Origin of the sequence: Sulfitobacter profundi (assembly GCF_042661425.1) — a bacterium.
In the GTDB taxonomy this organism is placed as follows: Bacteria; Pseudomonadota; Alphaproteobacteria; order Rhodobacterales; family Rhodobacteraceae; genus Sulfitobacter; species Sulfitobacter profundi.
Genome location: NZ_JBHSWA010000001.1, coordinates 849774 through 867465 on the forward strand (window position 1 = coordinate 849774; position 17692 = coordinate 867465).

The 17692-nt window shown below is 57.6% G+C and carries 18 protein-coding genes and 1 pseudogene; 4 read left to right on the top strand and 15 right to left on the bottom strand.

The window, feature by feature from the left end:
- The first annotated feature begins 80 nt into the window (after positions 1–80).
- Positions 81–1154, top strand: coding sequence for an ornithine cyclodeaminase (locus ACFQAU_RS04575; protein ID WP_132446623.1), 1074 nt, complete (start codon positions 81–83; stop codon positions 1152–1154).
- Positions 1151–2353, top strand: a complete 1203-nt coding sequence (locus ACFQAU_RS04580; protein ID WP_132446625.1) for an amidohydrolase — start codon at positions 1151–1153, stop codon at positions 2351–2353. Before ACFQAU_RS04575 ends, ACFQAU_RS04580 begins: the two co-directional genes overlap by 4 nt.
- Before the next feature lie 34 nt (positions 2354–2387).
- Here ACFQAU_RS04580 and ACFQAU_RS04585 read toward each other — a convergent pair whose 3' ends face one another.
- From ACFQAU_RS04585 to ACFQAU_RS04595, 3 genes are read right to left on the bottom strand one after another with little or no spacing between them, the layout of a single operon-like run.
- Complete coding sequence (locus ACFQAU_RS04585) at positions 2388–3587, bottom strand: benzoate/H(+) symporter BenE family transporter (RefSeq protein ID WP_132446627.1); 1200 nt, start codon at positions 3585–3587, stop codon at positions 2388–2390.
- Between the two features lie 37 nt (positions 3588–3624).
- The gene (locus tag ACFQAU_RS04590) at positions 3625–4482 is read right to left on the bottom strand and encodes an alpha/beta fold hydrolase (RefSeq protein ID WP_132446629.1); all 858 of its coding nucleotides are present in this window, start codon (positions 4480–4482) and stop codon (positions 3625–3627) included.
- Positions 4479–4859 carry a hypothetical protein gene (locus ACFQAU_RS04595; RefSeq protein WP_132446631.1) on the bottom strand — a complete coding sequence of 127 codons (381 nt, stop codon included), beginning with the start codon at positions 4857–4859 and terminating at the stop codon, positions 4479–4481. Before ACFQAU_RS04595 ends, ACFQAU_RS04590 begins: the two co-directional genes overlap by 4 nt.
- Positions 4860–5108: 249 nt before the next feature.
- Between ACFQAU_RS04595 and ACFQAU_RS04600 the strand changes: the two genes are divergently transcribed.
- Both ACFQAU_RS04600 and ACFQAU_RS04605 read left to right on the top strand, forming a co-directional pair.
- Complete coding sequence (locus ACFQAU_RS04600) at positions 5109–5984, top strand: dioxygenase family protein (protein WP_132446633.1); 876 nt, start codon at positions 5109–5111, stop codon at positions 5982–5984.
- Positions 5985–6079: 95 nt separating this feature from the next.
- Positions 6080–6979, top strand: a complete 900-nt coding sequence (locus ACFQAU_RS04605; protein WP_132446635.1) for a LysR family transcriptional regulator — start codon at positions 6080–6082, stop codon at positions 6977–6979.
- A gap of 36 nt (positions 6980–7015) precedes the next feature.
- On the opposite strand, the gene ACFQAU_RS04610 is transcribed toward ACFQAU_RS04605, so the two are convergent.
- From ACFQAU_RS04610 to ygiD, 12 genes and pseudogenes are all read right to left on the bottom strand, one after another.
- Complete coding sequence (locus tag ACFQAU_RS04610) at positions 7016–7714, bottom strand: ABC transporter ATP-binding protein (protein ID WP_132446637.1); 699 nt, start codon at positions 7712–7714, stop codon at positions 7016–7018.
- Positions 7707–8450 (bottom strand): ABC transporter ATP-binding protein, encoded by a 744-nt coding sequence (locus ACFQAU_RS04615; protein WP_132446639.1) that lies wholly within the window; start codon positions 8448–8450, stop codon positions 7707–7709. Before ACFQAU_RS04615 ends, ACFQAU_RS04610 begins: the two co-directional genes overlap by 8 nt.
- Complete coding sequence (locus tag ACFQAU_RS04620) at positions 8443–8991, bottom strand: branched-chain amino acid ABC transporter permease (protein ID WP_386280873.1); 549 nt, start codon at positions 8989–8991, stop codon at positions 8443–8445. Before ACFQAU_RS04620 ends, ACFQAU_RS04615 begins: the two co-directional genes overlap by 8 nt.
- A gap of 5 nt (positions 8992–8996) precedes the next feature.
- Entirely contained in the window at positions 8997–9446 is a 450-nt protein-coding gene (locus tag ACFQAU_RS04625; protein ID WP_386280876.1) for a branched-chain amino acid ABC transporter permease, read from the bottom strand.
- 4 nt (positions 9447–9450) lie between these two features.
- Entirely contained in the window at positions 9451–10320 is an 870-nt protein-coding gene (locus ACFQAU_RS04630) for a branched-chain amino acid ABC transporter permease (protein ID WP_132446643.1), read from the bottom strand.
- Positions 10321–10377: 57 nt separating this feature from the next.
- On the bottom strand, positions 10378–11550 hold the full coding sequence (locus ACFQAU_RS04635) for an ABC transporter substrate-binding protein (protein WP_132446645.1): 1173 nt from the start codon (positions 11548–11550) through the stop codon (positions 10378–10380).
- 39 nt (positions 11551–11589) lie between these two features.
- A pseudogene (benD, locus tag ACFQAU_RS04640) lies at positions 11590–12367 on the bottom strand (benzoate diol dehydrogenase BenD).
- A complete protein-coding gene (gene benC / locus ACFQAU_RS04645) occupies positions 12364–13386 on the bottom strand; it encodes a benzoate 1,2-dioxygenase electron transfer component BenC (RefSeq protein WP_132446649.1) in 1023 nt (340 codons plus the stop codon). The pseudogene benD and the gene benC overlap by 4 nt, the downstream one beginning before the upstream one ends.
- A gap of 70 nt (positions 13387–13456) precedes the next feature.
- Positions 13457–13984 carry a benzoate 1,2-dioxygenase small subunit gene (gene benB, locus ACFQAU_RS04650; protein ID WP_132446651.1) on the bottom strand — a complete coding sequence of 176 codons (528 nt, stop codon included), beginning with the start codon at positions 13982–13984 and terminating at the stop codon, positions 13457–13459.
- Between the two features lie 11 nt (positions 13985–13995).
- The gene (gene benA, locus ACFQAU_RS04655) at positions 13996–15384 is read right to left on the bottom strand and encodes a benzoate 1,2-dioxygenase large subunit (RefSeq protein WP_132446653.1); all 1389 of its coding nucleotides are present in this window, start codon (positions 15382–15384) and stop codon (positions 13996–13998) included.
- Between the two features lie 72 nt (positions 15385–15456).
- On the bottom strand, positions 15457–16602 hold the full coding sequence (locus tag ACFQAU_RS04660; protein ID WP_120352666.1) for a muconate/chloromuconate family cycloisomerase: 1146 nt from the start codon (positions 16600–16602) through the stop codon (positions 15457–15459).
- Positions 16603–16828: 226 nt separating this feature from the next.
- Complete coding sequence (gene ygiD / locus ACFQAU_RS04665) at positions 16829–17650, bottom strand: 4,5-DOPA-extradiol-dioxygenase (RefSeq protein WP_132446655.1); 822 nt, start codon at positions 17648–17650, stop codon at positions 16829–16831.
- Positions 17651–17692: the final 42 nt, after the last annotated feature.

Consider the following 17692-nt stretch of genomic DNA (forward strand, 5'->3'; position numbering starts at 1 on the left):
ATACTGTCAACTGTTGACAGTTGGCGGTTTTATCGTAGATAGGAAGCAATCGCAGTCGACCTCGCTTAAGGACCCCTCTCATGTCTTCTCTGCTTCCTGGCCCAAACAGTCTTGTTCCTTTCGTCAGCGTTGATGACATGATGCGCCTTCTCATCGACATCGGGACCGAGCGCATGCTTTGCGAACTGGCTGACGCAATCGAGGAAGATTTCCGGCGGTGGGAGCTATTTGATAAAACCCCACGCGTCGCCGCTCACTCTGAAAAGGGCGTGATCGAATTGATGCCGACTTCAGACGGTGAGGCCTATGGTTTCAAATATGTTAATGGCCACCCCCAAAACACACGCAGCGGGCGCCAGACTGTCACCGCGTTTGGTGTTTTGGCCGATGTGGAAACTGGCTATCCGCTACTACTTAGTGAAATGACTTTGCTGACAGCACTACGTACGGCCGCCACTTCAGCGATGGTGGCAAAGCATCTGATGCCGAAGAACGCACACACCATGGCCATGATCGGAAATGGCGCGCAGGCGGAATTTCAGACGCTGGCCTTCAAAGCTGTCTGCGGAATCCAGCGCGTGCAGCTATTTGACATCGACAGGCACGCAACTGCAAAGGTGGCCCGCAATCTCGAAGGCTACGGTCTCGAAGTCATCTCCTGTCAGACCGCTGAGGAGGCTGTCCAGGGTGCAGAAATCATCACGACCTGCACTGCGGACAAACAGTATGCGACGATCCTGAGCGACAATATGGTCGGCGCCGGTGTGCATATCAATGCGATCGGCGGGGACTGCCCCGGCAAAACAGAACTGCACCGCGATATCCTCACGCGCTCTGACATCTTTGTCGAATATCCAGAGCAAACCCGCATTGAGGGGGAGATCCAACAGCTGGATGCCGATCATCCTGTTACTGAAGTTTGGCAGGTAATTTTAGGGAGGGCAGCGGGTCGAACCTCTGACAGTCAGATCACCCTGTTCGACAGCGTAGGCTTTGCGACAGAAGATTTCAGCGCTCTGCGCTATGTACGAAAACAGCTTAAAACCCGCCCATTTTTTACCAACATTGACCTGCTGGCCGACCCAGATGATCCTCGCGATCTCTTTGGAATGGTCGCTCGTAAAGAGCAGAAACTGGTACAGGGTTTGGTATGAATACTGTCACGCCAGAAACGATTCTTACCGAAAGCGATATTGATGAACTGACGCGCTGGCGCCAAGATTTGCACCGCCACCCAGATCTTTCGGGCGACGAAACTGCAACGGCTGAACGGGTTGTAAGCATGTTAAAACGATGCGCACCGGATAGCATTCTGACTGGGCTCGGTGGCCATGGTGTTGCGGCCGTTTACGAAGGTCAGGCCCCAGGACCCTCGGTACTTTTGCGATGCGAGCTTGACGGTTTACCGATCGCAGAACTGAATGCGAAATTGCCCCATTGCTCTGTGATTCAAGGGAGAGGGCATTTGTGTGGTCACGATGGTCATATGGCTATTATTGCTGCAATGGCCCGCTGGTTGGATCGCAATCGGCCCACGCACGGGCGAGTGATCTTATTGTTTCAACCCGCAGAAGAAGACGGGTCGGGAGCCAGGGCAGTTATCGCCGACCCGCGTTTCGCCGAGCTTTCGCCAGATTACAGTTTCTCTCTGCACAATTTCCCTGGCCTGCCAATGGGTGCGGCCGTTCTATCAGCAGGGCCAATGAACTGCGCATCCCGCGGCATGAAAGTCACGCTGACCGGGCGCACAGCACATGCGTCCCAACCTGAGAATGGAAATTCCCCAACACCGGTCCTTGCCCGATTGTTGACCGAACTTCCCAAGCTGAACCAATCCGATGACGCTGCCGACCCAGATTTCGCGCGGGTCACCGTAACGCACGCGCGTCTCGGAAAGCCAGCTTTCGGTATCACACCAGGCCGTGCTGACCTTTGGTTCACGCTACGCACCCAGAAGAATTCAGGAATGGTGGATCTGGTTGCAAAAGCAGAAGGCTCTGTTGAACAGTTGGCACAAGAAGCTGGGCTGACCCACGAAATCTCGTACCATGATGTCTTTGATCATTGCGAAAACAACGCTGACGCAACCCGAATATTAGACACATCCCTTTCCCAAGCCAACATCCCACGCACAAAGGCTGAACTTCCCATGCGCGGGTCCGAAGATTTTGGTCGTTTTGGCACAAGGTCTAAAGCCGCCATGTTTCTACTTGGTTCCGGGGAAGAAACAGCAAGTCTTCACAACCCAGACTTCGATTTTCCAGACGAGCTGATCCCATTGGGGGCCGCGGTATTTGCTAATGCATTAAAGCAATTGTGTTACGCGGATACTGGCACTCAAACCCCAAGCTAGTTTCCCCATGAGGCAGGACTAAAGTTTAGTCTGTTCAGCGATGTACCAGACGCCTTGCGGCTTTGGTCAAAAAATGCACAGCAATTCCGACGATAACGCCCCAGAAGGCTGCGCCGATTCCGAAGAGGGAGGCACCAGAGGCGGTAAACATGAAAGTCAGAATGCCGGCTTGGGGATCGTCCGAGTTCAATGTCTCGAGGGTAAACTTCAGGATCGGCTGCAGCAGGGCAAGACCCGCCAACAATGCGATGAGCGCAGAGGGCAGGATGATCAAAAGTTCGATAATACTTCCCGAAAACAGTCCACCAACGCAGAAAAACACACCGCAGGACACGCCCGCTACATAGCGACGGTTCGGATCGGGGTGGCTATCCGACCCCGCACAAAACGCCGCAGTGATCGACGCCAATGCTGTCGTGATACCGCCCATAAGCGCTGCGACGATCGATACTATGGCCCCTGCGATCAGGATGGGGTTGGCCGATATCCTATACCCATTCGCCCGTATAATCGCCATTCCCGGAAGGTATTGACCACTGAGCGTGGTGATCAGCAATGGCAGGGCGAGACTAAGCATGGCTTGGGTGGAGAAATGAGGCGCTGCAAACTCGGGGCTGGCGAATGTAGCCCCTACCTGGCCAATCGCGGCATCGTAAAAGACAGCACTCACAATCATCGCCGCGATTAGAAGGATTAGCATCGCATAGCGGGGAAGAAGCGTGGTTCCAAGGGTAAACACTAGGACAAGCACGGCAACAGCCGCCGGGTCCGTCGCGAGCCCTCCTGCAGCCTTGAGGCCAAAACCGAACAATATGCCGGCCATCATCCCATTCGTCACCGAGGCGGGCAAAAAGCTCACCAGCCGCTCAAACACCCCTGTGATCCCGATCAACAGCAGCGTAGCGGCGACGGCGAGATACGCGCCTACCATCTCGGCAAGGGACATTGATTGGCCAAGGCCGAGCAAAAGCACGGTGCCGGGCGCAGACCATGCCATCGCCAATGGCATGCGGTACCAAAGACTTAATCCGATGCTTGAAATGCCTGCAGCGAGCGAAATCGCAAAGACCCAAGAGGAGAAGCTGTCCTTCGAGACACCCATCGCTTCAGCCGCGCTGAGGTAGATGAGCAAGGGCCCTGCATAGGAGACCAGAACGGCCAAGAACCCCGCCCCTATGGCGGAGCCTGACAGATCACCCAAGCCGAACCTAGGGGTGCGCGCCACGTCAGACATATTGTCCCCTTTCAATGAGCCGCGTCACCACAATGGCTTATGCCACCACAGCCGCTAAATTGGCGACCTTATCTAATGCTTCTACAAAGAAGGGACGAAACCCTTCTGGGTGCTCGCTCATTGGGAAATGCCCAAGCTCATCCATGACGGACAGGGTTGCCCCCGGGATCGCCTTTGCAGTGCGTGCAGCGTCCTCGGGGGTGCAGGTCAGGTCGTAGGCCCCGACAATGATATGCACCGGCGTGCGGCTTGTATCGATCTGTTGCAACCGCGCGATCAGACTGTCATCCTTGGTGTAAAAACTCAGGTCGCCACGGAATACGCCAGGTCCGCTTTGCATGAACATCCAAAGCGTATTCGCCCGCTCTGCCGGTGGCGCGTAGGGCGAGATATTGGCCGAGACAAGGGCCGCACCCATTTCCCCGCCATGGGCGTCAGGACGGTGGAACCAGTCGATATCGTACCATGCAGGCTGAAAATCTGAAGCTTCGATGGCAATGAAACCACTGAACTTTTCCGGATGCAAGGCGGCGAGTTGCAACGCGATACGGCCCCCCATCGAGCAGCCTGCAAGCACAGGGCGGTCCAGTCCCAGTCCGTCGATCAATGCCAGGATCGTTTCAATATATGCTTCAGTGGTGAGTAGATATTCCTCGGTCTCGAACCCCTCCGGCGGCAGAGATTTACCGTGCCAAGGCATATCGAAGGCGATCAACCGGTTTGAAGCGGTAAGCTCAGCATCGTTAAGCAAATGACGCCATTGCCGCGTGTCAGCGCCGGCGGTGTGCAGGCAGAGAACTGGGCGGCCCTGCCCCGCCTCTTCGAAATAAATGCGTCGGGCGGTACCTTCAACTTTGACGGTAATGTAGCGGCCAATGATCGGTTCGATGCTCATGCGGATACGCCCTCCTGCGTGCGTGCGATGCCCAAAACTTCCTTGAAGAAACGAAGGTTTTTCACGAGGCACAGGATGTCGCCATCAATCCGCCCACGTCCGATCTTCACCAGGCCGAAGATGTCATGAAACCCAGGGTCAGGACGCGGCTGCCAGAACTTATTCAATGCCTCAGCGTCGGTGCGAAGCGCGAAACGCCAAGGTGTTTTGCGGCTTGGCCCTTGCTCGATCCGGGTGATATGCCCCTTCTCAAAGGACAGGTAGTATTCGTTGCCATCGACTTCGATAAGGACCGTCTCAGAGAAGAGCCGTCCGAGCCGCAAAAGATGCGGCGACTTTGCGAGTGTAGCCTGAATACGCTTAAAATTCTCGATCACCTGAGCCTCCCATACATTCGCAAGATGCAAGCTTGGTGCCACGATCACCCCGCCCGGGGCCATGCCAACGGGGGTATGGGGTGATACTCTGAAACCAGCGCACAATGCCAACGAAGCGCTAGCTCTGCGGCGCGGTATCACTCAATACCAAGACAGGCATTGGGCAAAGCACCCCGATCGCGGATGGTTAGTTCAACGGGGGCAAACTGCCAGTGCAGCTTGCTTCCAGACTGCCAGGAGGAGGAAACCATGGGCATCGTTAACCAAGATAATATTACCGCCGTCGTGACAGAGAGCCTCGGAAAACACGGGGATATCACCAGCCGCGAGCGTGAGATCGCAACATCAATGATCAAACATCTGCATGGCTTCATCAAGGATGTGAAACTCCAACATCATGAGTTCCTCGCCGCCTGCGATTACCTAGCCCGTGCAGGCAAACTGTGCGATGACAACCGCCAAGAGTTCATTTTGCTGGGCGATATTTTGGGTCTCGAAGTCCTTGTCGACATGATGACCAATCCGGTCGAAGGCAAAGAGAGTGAATCCACGGTACTGGGGCCGTTCTACCGGGAAAACCCGCCGGTGCTGCCCAAGGGCGCCTCGGTCATTCAGAAACACTTTGAAAACGAAGAGACCGTCTTTTTCGAAGGTCACATCAAGGACGAAAATGGCAATGGTATCGCTGGTGTGACGCTCGACGTTTGGGAGGACGCGCCCAATGGTATCTATGAAAACCTCGATCCCGACCAACCTGAGTACAACCTACGGGGCCGCTTTGAGACGGACAAGAACGGCCATTACGCATTTATCGCCGTGCGTCCGGTCCCTTACCCCATTCCCGATGATGAAACCGCTGGCGAGTTGCTGCGCTTCATGGGGCATCACCCGAACCGCCCCGGCCATATGCATTTCATGATTTCCAAGGATGGCTATCGCCCCCTGATCAGCCAGATCTACGACGCTGACAGCGCGTGGCTAGACGATGACAGTGTCTTTGCCGTGAAGGAAAGTCTGATCGGCAAGTTCAACCCGGCAAGCCAAGACCTAGGCACGGACCTGCATTTCGAGTTCGATTTCGTCCTCAAAGAAAGCGCGGTTTCCCAGGCTGTGGCCGCCGAGTAATTCCTCACACCTCCCTGTGAACTGGCCCCCGTGCTTCGGGGGCCTTTTTTTGTGAGTGGGGATCACATAGCATCGGTTTCAGGGGGAGCGTCACAATGAATTTCAAGCAGCTCAGCTACTTTATCGCCGTGGCAGAAGAGCTTCACTTTGGCCGCGCTGCAGAGCGTCTGGACATGGCGCAGCCGCCTCTAAGCCGGCAGATCAAGCAATTGGAAGAAGACCTCGGCGCGGTGCTGTTCAATCGGGGTCGCAGCTCCATCAGCCTGACACAGGCGGGTGAACGGCTGCTTCATCGCGGCAAGTCGATCATCGCTCAGTTGGATGATACGCGGTTGGAACTGCGCCGTCTTGGCCAAGGGGCGGAAGGCAGGCTGCGGATCGGTTTCGTCGGATCGGCGACCTATGGGATTCTGCCCAATATCATCCGGTCCTATCGCGCCAACTACCCCGACGTTAACCTCAGCCTCATTCCGATGAACAACGCGGACCTTCATCGTGCTTTGGTGTCGCGCGAGTTAGACGCCGTGTTTGCCCGCCCCACCCTGAAGGACCCTGAGTTTCTCTCCAAACATCTTGCCGAAGAAAAACTGATCCTCGCGCTTCCTGACGTCGTTAATACCGGAGGGCGCACAGTGGCACGGCTTGAAAGGTTGATGACACACAACCTCATTTTGTACCCGGAGCGGCCACGGCCTAGCTATGCTGATATGGTCCTCAACGCGGTCAAAGAGGCGGGGTTTGAAGCACCCTTGCGGCTATGGTGCATGGACCTGCAAACCGCCCTAAGCCTCGTGGCAGTGGGCGAAGGGGTCTGCATCGTGCCAGAGTCTGTCTCGAGCGCACCGCGCAAGGGCATGAAGTTTCTCAAGATTGAACCGGAAATTGCACGTACCGAGTTGTCGGTGAATTACCGGCTCGACGACCAAGGGGTTCACGTCAAAAACTTCGTAAACGTCGCGCAGAAGGTTGCGAGAAACAGCCCTTTGAAGAAGTAGGCAGAGGCCAGCCTGGACCTCAGCCTGCTGCCTGCACTACACGCCAAGCCAGGTGCGCTGAACTTCTTCGTTCCCCCTGATCTCGGCTGCGGTCCCAGACCAGACGACCTGCCCTTTGCCGACGACCACGACATCGTCCGCAAGTGAGGTCGCAAACCCGAAGTTCTGTTCGACGATGACCATCGACAGACCGCCGTCTCGCAACTCCTGCAGCGTGTCGTGCAACAGCTTGACGATGATGGGCGCCAAGCCTTCTGTCGGCTCATCCAGTATCAGCAATTTTGGGTTCATCAGCAGACCACGGGCAATGGCCAGCATCTGTTGCTCGCCCCCCGACAACTGTGCGCCGCCGTTGTCCATGCGTTCTGCAAGCCGGGGAAAGACGTCCAGAACACGTTCCATTGTCCATTCGGCCTGTGGTCCGCCGAACCGTTTGGCGGCGAGATCAAGGTTCTCCCGCACGGTAAGGGACGGGAAGATATCGCGCGTTTCGGGAACATAGGCGATCCCGGCCTTGGCAATATCAAAGGGCTGCGCGGCAATGGGCGCGCCGTCAAAAACGATGTCTCCGGACTTCAACGGCAGCAACCCCATGATCGTTTTGAGGGTCGTGGATTTCCCCGCCCCATTGCGTCCCAGCACGGCCAGTACCCTGCCCTTTTGCGCTTTCAGCGAAAGACCATAGAGAACTTGGGTCTCACCATAGCCGGATTCGATGGCATTGAGTTCAAGCATCTTCCCAACTCCCCAGATAGATTTCTTTCAACATAGGCGATCCCCGCGCCGCCTCTGGTAATCCGTCAAAGACAACTTCGCCGTAGTTCAGCACGGTGATCGTATCAGCGACGTCAAACGCCAGATCCATGTCATGCTCGATGATCAGCATGGTCAGATCACGAGGCAGATTGTTCAGCAGGTCGTGAAATCCCTTGGCCATCTCTGGCCCGACGCCACTGGTAGGTTCATCCATTAGCAGCACAAGTGGCCGCGTGGCGAGCGCCACGCCGACCTCCAACTGCCTTCGCACCCCATAGCTGATTTCCGAGACTTTTGCGTCGAGATAGGGCAGCAGCATTACCTGCTCGGCAACTTCTGCAACGATCTCGCGGACCTCGGGTTTCGATAGGCTGTCTGACCACAGCCGCGTCGCGTGGCCCGTATGAACCGCAGCGGCCAGCCCGAGATTTTCCCCCACAGTCAGCCCATCGAAGAGTGTGTTCTTTTGGTAGCTGCGTGACAGACCGCGCCGGACCCGCTTGGCAACCGGCAGGGTCGTTACATCCTCGCCTGCCAGATGAATACTTCCGCTGCTCGGGGCCAGTTCACCTACCAATTGATTGAATAGGGTCGTTTTGCCTGCGCCGTTAGGCCCAAGGATGACCCGCCGTTCGCCGCGCTCCAGCTTCAGGGAAACATGTCGGGTCACATGGATCGCGCCGAAGCTTTTATCCAGTTTACGTGTCTCAAGCATCGCTCATAACCTCTCGTGTCGCGTGGCTGGCGGGCTGCTTGGTGCCTCGGCCCTTTTGCCAGACGATCCAACGGCCCTCAATAAAGCCATAAATTCCGTTTGCCCGGCTCATCACCACGGCGATCAGGACAACGCCCACCACAAGGTGCCAATAGGTCGTCACAGCGCTCAGCTCATGTTTGAGCAGGACGAAGGCGACGGCGCCAACAAGCGGGCCTACCAGGGTGCCCAATCCGCCAAGGATGACCACCACAAGCGCCTCGCCCGAAACGGTCCAGCCCAGCAGGCCGGGAGAGATATACATGATATGCTGGGCCGTCAGCGCCCCCGCAAGGCCAGCGATCATGCCGGAAAGCCCAAAGACATCCGCCTTTACCCGCCAGACCGTCAGCCCAAGCGCCCGCATCCGTTGCTCGTTGTGCATGACGCCCGTCAGCGAACGGCCAAGGCCCGACCGCAGGATCAAGACCGACATCAGGTAGACCCCTGCGAGCAATGCAAGACAGAACAAAGCAAAGCTGCGGCTGTCATCAAGGTCCACGCCGATCAGGCTGAGGTCGAGGCGTGAGATGCCCCCAGCCCGTCATCGCCTCCGAAGAGTGGTGCTTCGAAGATATAGGAGTAAGCCATCTGCCCGAAAGCCAGCGTGGCCATGATGAAGTAAATCCCATGGCTGCGCGAACAGACCGCACCAATCACCCAAGCCGCCACGCCGGTAATGGCAATCGCGGCACCCATTGCCATCAAGGGCGTGGCGCCGAACTGGGTGGAGAAAAGCGCGAAGGCATAGGCCCCCACTCCCATCAGCGCGCCGTGGCAGAGTGAGACCATTCCGCCAAAGCCCGCGACAATATCGAGCGCCAGAACCAGCATGGCGAGGATTAGAATCTCGGTCAGGATTTCGAGGCCGAAATACTCGGCCGCAAAGGCCTGAAACAGTGCCCCACCAAAGAGCATCACCAAGAAAACGTAGCGAAGTGTATTGTGGCTGAACATCAGCTTATCCTTTCGCCGGAAAGAGGCCCACCGGCTTGATCACAAGGACCGCAGCCAAGAGCGCATAAATGAGAACGGAGGCCAGTTGTGGGGCAAGCACAGCGCCAAAAGTCTGAACACAGCCATAGATCAGCGACCCGGCAATGGCGCCTTTGAGCGACCCAAGCCCACCGATCACGATCACGATCAACGTCGGGATCAGGATTTGTAGCCCCATGTCAGGCGTCACGCTCAGCAAGGGCGCGGCCACCGCACCGGCCAGACCTGCAAGCGCACAGCCAACGCAGAAAACGATGAAGAACAGCCGCTCGACGTTGATCCCGAGACAGGCGGCCATCACATCATTGTCGACGCCTGCTCGGATCATTGCACCGATTTGCGTGCGCCGAAGGACAAACCCCAAAGTAGCGAGCACGGCTATACCAAGGGCGATGATGAACAAGCGATACGTCGGGTATTCTACTCCAAGAAACGCCGTGCGCCCTTGAAAGACATCCGGCACCGCGATGCCAAGCGCCAGATCGCCCCAAAAAATGCGGGTGAGATCGAGCAGCGCGAAGATCAAACCGAAGGTGACCAGAACCTGCGCCATCGGACCGGATTTCCGCATGCGCTTGATCAGGCCGGAATAGAGCAACATGCCAACACCGGCGACAGCGACCGGTGCCAGAAAGAAACCCAGCCAATAGCCGCCAATCGCCGCGAGGGAGGCCGCGAAATAAGCGCCAAGCGCGTAGAGCGACCCATGTGCGAGGTTCACGAAATGCATCAGCCCAAAGATTACGGTCAGGCCGATGGAAAGAAGAAACAATAGCATGGAAAGCTGCAGCGCGTTCAGCGCCTGAAGTATCCAGAAGCCAAGGTCATGTGACATGGAAGGCCCTCCTTGTTGGAAAGACCCGGCCGCAACGGCGCGGCCGGGCGACTGGCGTTAGTTTGAAACTGGAGCCATCTCACAGCCGTTGGCGGGATCCGCTTCTGCGGGAAGCTTTGCCAAGACTTTCTGTGTCTGCCCGCCATCGCCTGCGACCGTCTCGTAGACGTAGATCGGCTGGACGATATTGTTGGTCGCAGGATCAATCGAAAGCGTTCCGCGCGGGCCATCGAACTTGACCTTGCGCAGGGCGTTGGCGAGGGTTTCACGATCCGTCGCACCGGCTTTCGTCGCCTCAATCAGCGCGCGGGCCGCGTCATAGCCATGTACGGCAAACTCGGACGGTGCGCGGCCAGTCTTCTCTTTGAAGGCCGATACGAAAGCCGCATTTTCGGGGCTATCGATCGTCGGGGCGTAATGGAGGGCGGTGATTACCCCTTCGGCGGCGGGACCTTCGGCATTCACGTAAAGCGGAGACGTCAGAAAGCCGGAACCATAGAGCGGCAGATCGGCCTTCAGGCCAAAGCTGTCGTACTGCTTCACGAAAGAGATCGCCTCTCCGCCCGCATAGAAGACGAACACAGCATCAGCGCCACTGGATTTGGCTTGGGCCAGATAGGGACCGAAATCCTGCGTTTTCTGGAACGGCGTGTATTCCTGCCCGACGATCTCTCCGCCCGCTGCGGTGAATGTTTCGGTAAATCCGCCGATCATTTGCCGACCGGCGGCATAATCAGGCGCGAGGGTATAGACCTTGCGGATCCCCTGCTCATACATCCATTTGCCCATCGGACGGTTCACCTGCCCGTTGGAGAACGACATGCGCGTGATATAGGGCGAACAATTGATCCCGGTGGCCTCGTCGTTGCCGGCATTGGCGACGATCAGTGGAACGCCGGCACCATGTACCATATCACGCACAGCACCCAACACGCCGGAGCTGACGATGCCCATCATGACATCGACCTTATCCTGAAGGATCAGTTTCTTCGCCTTGCCCAAGGCGACCGGAGGTTTCACCTCGGTATCCTCGCTGACGATCTCAAAAGTCGCATCGGTTTCCGAGCCAAATTTTTCGATCCCAAGGTTGAAGCCTGTCTCAATCTCATTGCCAAGCGAGGCGTAGACCCCCGAGAAAGGCAGTAGCATACCGACTTTGAAGTCTTGCGCAGCGGCAGGCACAGCCAGACCAGTGGCGAGCCCAAGGGCCGCCAGAATAGTACGTTTCATTTTATTCTCCTCCAGTTGAACTAAGACCCCCCTCAGGGTCTAACCAAGATCGCCCCCACCCACCGGCACCGTGACGCCGGTGATGTAGGACGCGTCATCCGACGCCAGAAACAGGATCGGACCTGCCTGTTCGTCGAGTGTTCCGTATCGTTTCATGAAGGAGGACTGGATCGTCTGGTCGACGATGGTCTGATACCAGTCCTCGCGTTGTTCTTCTTCGGCATTCGGATTGCGCGGCACCACGCGCGCGGGCGCTTCGGTGCCACCGGGCGCTGTCGCCACCACGCGAATGCCCCGCTCGGCCATCTCCCAGGCAAGGTTCGCGGTGATCGCGTTCACCCCCTTTGGCCGCGCCGTAAGGCACGCGGTTGAGCCCCCGTGTGGCGATGGAAGATACGTTGACGATCACGCCACTTTCGCGTTGCAACATGTGGTCGATCGCAGCGCGACAGCAAAACAGTGTCGGGAAAAGCGAGCGACGTACCTCTGCCTCAATCTGCGTTGGCTCGTAATGCTCATAGGGTTTGGCCCAGATGGTGCCGCCCACGTTGTTGATCAGGATGTCGATCTGGCCCCATAAATCGACGGCCTTTTGCATGGCCTTTGCGCAGCCGGTCCATGTCTCGAGGTTGACGCTAATCGCTTCGGCCTCCCACCCGGCACTGCGGATCGCTTTGACCACCTCGTTGCGGGCGGGAGAACGGTCGACGATCAGAACCCGTGCGCCCTCTTTCGCCGCGCGCTCTGCCACCGATCGACCGATGCCCTGCGCCGCACCCGTGACCACCATAACCTTGCCTTCGAAACGCGCACTCATGCGGCTTCTGCCGAGGTTTCTGTCGGGTTGAACTTTTCATAATGAAAGCTCACCGGTGCCACGCCCAATATGTCGAAGTGCGACCGCACCGCATCCACCATGGGCGGCGGGCCGCAGAGGTAGACATCGCAATCCCCGCCGCAAAGGTCCTCTGCCGAAAGGTGATCGGTCACAAACCCCTTGCGGTCATGCGCCTCGTCCTCTGCTGCGAGGACGGTCACGACGGTGACATTGCCAATCTTCTCGGCCAGCGCGTTGACCCGGTCCAATTCGACCAGATCCGCAGCACGGGTCACCGCGTAATAGAGTTTGATGGGCTGATCGGCCCCCAGCTCGGCCAATTGCTCCAGCATCGAGAGGAAAGGCGCGAGGCCGGTGCCGCCTGCCAGCCAAAGCTGGTTACGTTCGATGGGGCGCAGGTAAAACGCCCCCATCGGCCCCGTGAGCGTCACCTGATCGCCCGGTTTGGCCCGCTCGCCCAGATAGCTGCTCATCACCCCACCGGGCAGATTGCGGATCAGGAAGGTCGCCTCATCACTGCCTGGCGCGGAGGAGAAGGAATAAGAGCGGTGCTGTCCGGTTCCCGGGACGGTCACGTTGACATATTGCCCGGGCAGGAAACCCAGGGGTTTGGCCAGTTTCAGCTTCAAGCTGAAGGATGTCTCAGAAAGGGTTTCGACGGCCAGCACCTCGCCTTCGACGGCCTCCGGCGCGGTTTTGCAGGCTGCGGATGATGTCGGCACGCGCAACACGCAGTCGCTTTCGGGTATCATCTGACAGGTCAGGACAAAGCCCGCTTCGGCTTCCTCGTCGCTCATGGACTCGTCCATGTAGAACTCAAGCTCGTAGGTGCCTTTTTCGGCAAAACATTTGCAGGTGCCGCAAACACCATCGCGACAATCCATCGGCAGGTTGATTTTCTGCCGGAAGGCCGCATCCGTTACCTTCTCATCGTCTTCGCATTGGATGACGCGGGTGACACCATCCTCAAAGTTCAGGGCGACATTGTAGCTTGTCATGGCATGCTCCTCCTTGGCCACGCAGCCTGCCGGGCTGCGCGGGGGTGTAGTGGCTCCCGACTGAACGGGATCAGGTGTGGTAGACGTCGATCACGTGGTGGATGTGGTCGTTCTTCAGGACTACTTTTTTGTCAGTGATCAGCGGCTTGGGGCCGGTGATGTCGACCGTGTAAAAAGACGTGCCCCAGTGTTGGTCTGTCTCACCGTAGCGGTAGCTCAGCGTTTGCCAATTGAAGCGCAGCTTGATCTCGCTGCCGGTGCGGGCCAGCACCTCGATACCAGAGAGGTAATGATTGGTCCGTGGCTCTGGCAGTGATGTGGCCGATGACCGGTCGGTCTTGATCCGAAAGACGCGATCTTCAATGCCCTGTTTGTTGGGATAGTACATCAGTGAAATCTCGTTCGCCGGGTCTTCGGTCAGCGTGTCATAATCGTCCCATGCCGGCATCCAGAAGGGGCAATCCTTGTGGTAGAAGGTCAGCCAAGTGTCCCAGTCCCGGTCATCTAGGGCGCGGGCCTCTGCGAACAGAAAGGCTTGGATCTCTTCATAGCTCATGGCCGAGGCAGCTTCTGTGCGCTCAAGTGTTGCAGTGCTCATCTCAGACCCCCTTATTCTGCTGCCAAAGTCGCATCAGGCGCGGTTTCGCGTTCCTTTGCGATGGCATGGTTCATACGCTCTTGCCAGTTGCTGTGCTGGATCACGAAGAGTCCTTCGTCTTCCGTCCGCGCACCGGACAGGATCGGTTCGATCCCAAGCTTCTTGGCATCCTCATCCGGCCCCTTGATCCACTGGGTGGCCCCGCGGGTCAGGTCGTTCCATTTGGCATGTGCAGCACCGGCATAGCCGCGCTGTGTGGCCCGAAATTCTTCGGTATCATCCGGTGTGGCCATCCCTGAGGCATTGAAGAAGTCCTCGTACTGCCGAATGCGGCGGGTCCGTGCTTCCTGGCTCTCCCCTTTCGGGGCGATGCAATAGATGGTCACTTCGGTCTCATTGACGCTGATCGGGCGGAAGACCCGGATCTGGGAACTGAACTGATCCATCAGGAAGACGTTTGGGTAGAGGCAAAGGTTGCGCAACACACCTACCATCCAGTCGGCTTTGGTTTCGCCGTGCTTTTCGGTCCATTCCTCAAGGCGCGAATATCCCGGACGGTTGGTCGGATCGGCCCATTCGGTCCAGAGCAGGATGTGACCGTTCTCATAGGCGTGAAAGCCGCCCCGCTGCTTGGCCCATTTGCTGGCATCCGTTGCCTTGATGTCGTCTTCCTTACCATCGTCGGTGCGGTGGGCCGTGGTCGCCACATAGTTCCAATGAACCGCCGAGACGTGATAGCCATCGGCCCCATTCTCGGCCTGTAGTTTCCAATTGCCGTCATAGGTGTAGGTCGACGCGCCGCGCAGGACCTCAAGCCCCTCGTCGGCCTGATCCACGATCATGTCGATCATCTTGCACGCATCGCCCAGGTAGTCAGTCAGCGGTTGAACGTCCTCGCTGAGCGAGCCGAATAGGAACCCGCGATAGTTCTCGAACTTCGCCACTTTGGTAAGGTCGTGGCTGCCGTCCTTGTTGAACTGCTCAGGGTAGCCTGCGCCTTTGGGGTCTTTGACCTTCAAAAGCTTGCCGGTGTTCGAAAAGGTCCAACCGTGGAAAGGGCAGGTAAATGTCTTTTGATTGCGACGTTTGAACCGGCAAAGCTGCGCCCCACGGTGCGAACAAGCGTTCACCAGCGCGTGCAGTTCGCCTTCCTTGTCGCGGGTGATGACAACCGGCGTGCGCCCCATCGTCAGGGTAAAGTAGTCGCCCGAGTTCGGGATCTGGCTTTCATGCGCCAAGTAGATCCAGTTGCCTTCGAAGATATGTTTGATCTCCAGTTCGAACATCTCTTCATCGGTGAAGATGTCCCGGCGACAACGGAATACACCGTTTTCAGGATCATCTTGGATCGCGCCGTCAAGGCGCGTCTGGAACGCATCAAGATTGGATTGTGTGAACATTTGGTCCTCCTCCTAGACGCCGTCACGCTTCTCCAGCGTGTCGGCTGATTTTTTCATTTCCCCCGCTGGCAATCAGCCAGCGACGGCTTTCATGCTGCGTTGCGCACAACGTCGGAATGCGGTGATCTTGTCGGGGTCGAGCGTGACACCGATGCCCGGGCCGGACGGGACTTCGACACAGAAGTCCCGGTAGATAAGCGGCTCCGCGAGGATCCCGTCTGTCAGCAACAAGGGTCCGAAAAATTCGGTGCCCCAGTGCAGGGTCTCGATCGTCGCAAAGAGTTGCAGCGCTGCTGCCGTGCCCAATCCGGTCTCAAGCATGGTGCCGCCGTAAAGGCCAAGGCCAGCGGCCTGACCGATCGCGATAACCTCAGAGGCGCGTTTTAGCCCGCCTGACTGGGAAACTTTCACGGCGAAAACGTCGGCGCAATTCTCACGGACGGCGGCCAAAGCGTCCTCCGGGCCATTCAGAGCTTCATCCGCCATGACGGCGATCTCATAGCCCTTGGTCAGTTCGGCCATCGCCCGGCGATAGCGCGCGGCGACAGGCTGTTCGACCAGCTCACAGCCAGCATCCTGCAACCCCTTCAAACCCCAGCGTGCTTCCTGAAGGGACCACGCCGTATTGACATCCACCCTTACACTTGCCGCATCGCCTACGGCCTGTTTGATACGCGCAACATGCGTGACATCCTCCCGCACGGACCGTTTGCCGATTTTCAGCTTAAAGATATTGTGACGCCGGGTTTCGATCATTTCCTGCGCTTCGGCGATGTCCGTATCGGAATTCCCCGAGGCCAAGGTCCAAGCGACGGGCAATTTCTGATGCACCGCTCCGCCGAACAGCTGCGAGACCGGCACACCGAGCCGTTTGCCCAACCCGTCCCACAGCGCGATTTCCACTGCGGTTTTGGCAATGCGGTTTCCCTTCACCAGCTTGTCGATCAGTTGGATCGCGCCGTTCACATTATCAGCTTCACGGCCCAGCAAGAGCGGCGTGATATAGGTATCAATTGCAGATTGGATGCCCTCTGGGCTTTCGGCCCCGTAGCTCAGACCGCCGATGGTCGTGCCCTCACCGATCCCTTCCGACCCATCAGAGTATTTGATCCGAACCAAAACAGCGGTCTGCGTGCGCATCGTCGCCATCGAAAGCACGTGTCCTCGAATGGTCGGGATGTCGAGGATCATCGTCTCGATTTGGTCGATCTTCGTCATGGGCTTCACCGCATCTGCAAGTTTTCATCTGCAGCACAGAATGCCCGCCGAATTCGGTTTCTGTCGATGATGGGTGGGGTCTTAGGTGATACCCTGCGATTTCACGCAGCGCGTCGGGTGTAATGAACGGCTATCTTATGGTCAGCCAAAGGTGCCGCCAAAAATCGAAGGCACCCGCGCCGGTTCTTCCGGGCGGGCGCTTGAAACACGCTCGAAGGGCCGTGGCCTACCTCGGATGAAAGATAAAGGACCGCATGGAGATCGACCCAAGGTCGATACTGTCGGTCATGAACAGCAGGTCATCGCGCTGATCCGATGCGCCCGCGATTGTGAGCGCGGGCAAGTAATGGTCCACGCTGGGGTGCGCTTCGGAGAGAAGGCTGCCCAACTTTTCGCGGTTTGCCAGCGTATCGAAATCACGCTCAATCAAACGGCCTGTGACCAGATCATCGAACTCCAGCGCAAAGGCTTCGGGCTTTCCATCAAAGCTTAGCCGCCGCAGATTGTGAACGATATTGCCAGACCCGAGAATGAGCACGCCACGGTCTCGCAGATCGGACAGCGCTTGGCCGATCTCGAGTTGATGCGTCAGCCCCTGCCCCATGTCGATGGAGACCTGAAAGACAGGAACATCCGCCTCGGGGTAGAGATACTTCAGAACCGCCCAAGCGCCGTGGTCCAGCCCCCAAGTGTCGTCTTCCTCGGCCCGGTGGCTCGCGAGGAGAGAGACAACTTCGCGCGCCAGATTCGGCTGGCCCTGTGCCGGATATTGTTCGGCATAAAGCGCGTCGGGAAAGCCATTGAAGTCGTGAATCGTGCGCGGCAGCGCAGAGACATCGACCAGCGTTGTTCCGCGTGTCATCCAATGGGCCGATACCACGAGGATCGCGTTTGGCCGTGGAAGGCCCTGCCCCAAAGTGGCCCAAGCCTGGCTGAAAGGCCCCTCCGCAATGGCGTGCATGGGGCTACCATGACCGAGAAAGACAACCGGCATTCTTTGAGTAGGCGCAAAGCGGTCGCGCAGGCTGTGCAAGCTATGGGTCTGCATAATGATGTCTCCTCGGTTGGCCGGATCACCCTTGATCGGGTG